This window comes from Ruminococcus sp. YRD2003 (assembly GCA_900109435.1).
GTDB lineage: Bacteria > Bacillota > Clostridia > Oscillospirales > Ruminococcaceae > Ruminococcus > Ruminococcus flavefaciens_G.
In genome coordinates, this window is sequence record FNZT01000040.1 from 1 (window position 1) to 2,202 (window position 2,202).

Genomic DNA, 2,202 nt, shown 5'->3' on the forward strand with positions numbered 1-2,202 from the left:
GATAATCCTGATAATATCAGAGAAGATGCGGATAAACTGCTTTATGAAGGCGCAGTCGCTCTTACTGAAATGGAAGGAAAGGAGTTCATGAGCCTTTCCGAGCTTGAAACTGCTTTCAATAACAGCAAGCATATAACTGACAAGAAAAAGCGCTGCTGGAAGTATTTTGAGAAAATGGCAGGTATCTCAGCGTTCCTGCGCTCTGATTGCCCTGAAGCAGAGATATATTATGACAATAAGGGCAAGCCTGTTGCAGATGCTTCAAAGCGTGATACGGAGAATGTTCCGCTGAGGGAGAATATAGACGAGTATTTCGCCCGTGAGGTGCTGCCCTATGCTCCCGATGCGTGGATAGATACGAAGAAGACGAAAGTCGGCTATGAGATACCAATGACGCGCTATTTTTATGAGTATCAGGCGCCCGAGAAGGTGGAGGATATAATGAGCCGCCTGCACGGTATCGAGGCGGATATACAGGCGAGCCTTGACGCTCTGTTCGGGGGTGAAAAGGCTTGAGACAGATGAAAGACAGCGGTATTGAATGGATCGGGGAAATACCTGAGAATTGGGATATTTCATCAATTGGAACACTGTTTTTTGCTAAAGCTGGTGGAGATGCTAAACCTGAATTATACTCTGATACTCAAGATGAACAACATCCTTTTCCTGTTTACACCAATACTTTAGAGAAGGAACAAGTATACGCATATACATCAAATCCTGTTTTTGAAGGGAATACAATAACTGTGACAGGCAGAGGTGATATCGGTCATGCTTTTTATAGAGATACACCTTATGACGCTATTATTAGATTAATATCTCTTTCTCCACGTATAGAATTACATTGTCCCTTCTACAAATACTGGATTGATGTTGTTCCTTTTTTTGCTGATAATGCTGCCATTGGGCAGCTCTCAGCTAATCAAATAAAGAATTATAAAGCAATTATAGCTCCTATAAAAGAACAGCAATCAATCTCCGCCTACCTCGACCGCCAATGCTCCCATATCGACAACATCATCGAGAAAACAAAAGCCTCTGTTGAGGAATACAAAAAGCTCCGTCAGGCTGTCATCACACAGGCGGTGACAAAGGGCGTAAGGGGCGACAGACCGATGAAGGACAGCGGTAGTGTTTGGTTTGGCGATATTCCTGTTGAATGGAGTGCAAAACGATTAAAGTATCAATTCCATATCAAAAAAGATATTGCAGGCAAAGAAGGATTTACCGTCCTTTCTATAACACAAAAAGGAATAATTCCAAAAGACTTGTCTAAAAACGAAGGTCAATTAGCAGAAAGCTATGCGAACTATCAGCTTGTTGATGTTGGCGATTTTGCAATGAATCACATGGACTTGCTAACAGGCTGGGTTGATATATCAAAATTTGACGGTGTTACAAGCCCAGATTATCGTGTATTTGTGCTTGATGATAAAGACAATAGCGACAGCCATTATTTCCTTTATATGATGCAAATGTGCTATACAAACAAGATTTTTTATGGCTTAGGCCAAGGTGTAAGCGGTTTGGGACGTTGGCGTTTGCAAGCTGACAAGTTTTTGAACTTTGTTATCCCTATACCACCATATGAAGGACAAAAAGAAATAGCTGACTATCTCGACAAAAAATGTGCCGAGATAGACACCCTTATCACCAAAAAAGAACAGTTCCTCGCCGAGCTGGAATCCTATAAAAAATCCTTGATATACGAATATGTCACGGGCAAAAAGGAGGTGCCGCAGTCATGAGCGTAGACGAGACCAACGAAAAACGTTTTGAATCCGATATCGAAGCCGATATGCTCGCAGGCGGATATACCCGCAATAACGATACATACGACGCAGAAAACGCCCTCTACCTCGATACGCTGATACGCTTTGTCAAGGCTACTCAGCCTAAGTCGTGGCAGCGCTTTGAGCTCCAGAGCGGCACTCCCGAGAAGTTCGCAAAGGCTTTCCAGAATGCCGTTGATATGGACGGTCTGCTGTCCGTAATGCGTAACGGATTCAAGCACAGGGGCATTCCTTTCCGTGTGTGCTATTTCAAGCCCGAATCGGGACTGAATCAGACTGCCGTGGAGCAGTATGCCGCCAACGAGATAACCGTCAACCGCCAGTGGTACTACTCCGCCGATAATAAAAACAGTGTGGATATGGTCATTGCCGTGAACGGTATCCCTGTTTTCGCCTTTGAGCTGAAAAA

The 2,202-nt window shown here is 43.7% G+C and carries 2 protein-coding genes and 1 pseudogene; all 3 read left to right on the top strand.

The genetic code is table 11. The features are described from left to right. Positions 1-516, top strand: a pseudogene (locus BMX22_RS17020) (hypothetical protein); the annotation flags it as partial. A gap of 5 nt (positions 517-521) precedes the next feature. Beyond that, a complete protein-coding gene (locus BMX22_RS15700) occupies positions 522-1,748 on the top strand; it encodes a restriction endonuclease subunit S (protein WP_318259795.1) in 1,227 nt (408 codons plus the stop codon). Further along, the coding region (locus tag BMX22_RS15705; RefSeq protein ID WP_318259794.1) for a type I restriction endonuclease at positions 1,745-2,202 on the top strand (458 nt) is incomplete at its 3' end. The genes BMX22_RS15700 and BMX22_RS15705, both read left to right, overlap by 4 nt.

Coding starts and splice junctions, on each gene's coding strand:
- BMX22_RS15700 (WP_318259795.1), top strand. CDS start 522: ATGAAAGACAGCGGTATTGAATGGATCGGGGAAATACCTGAGAATTGG.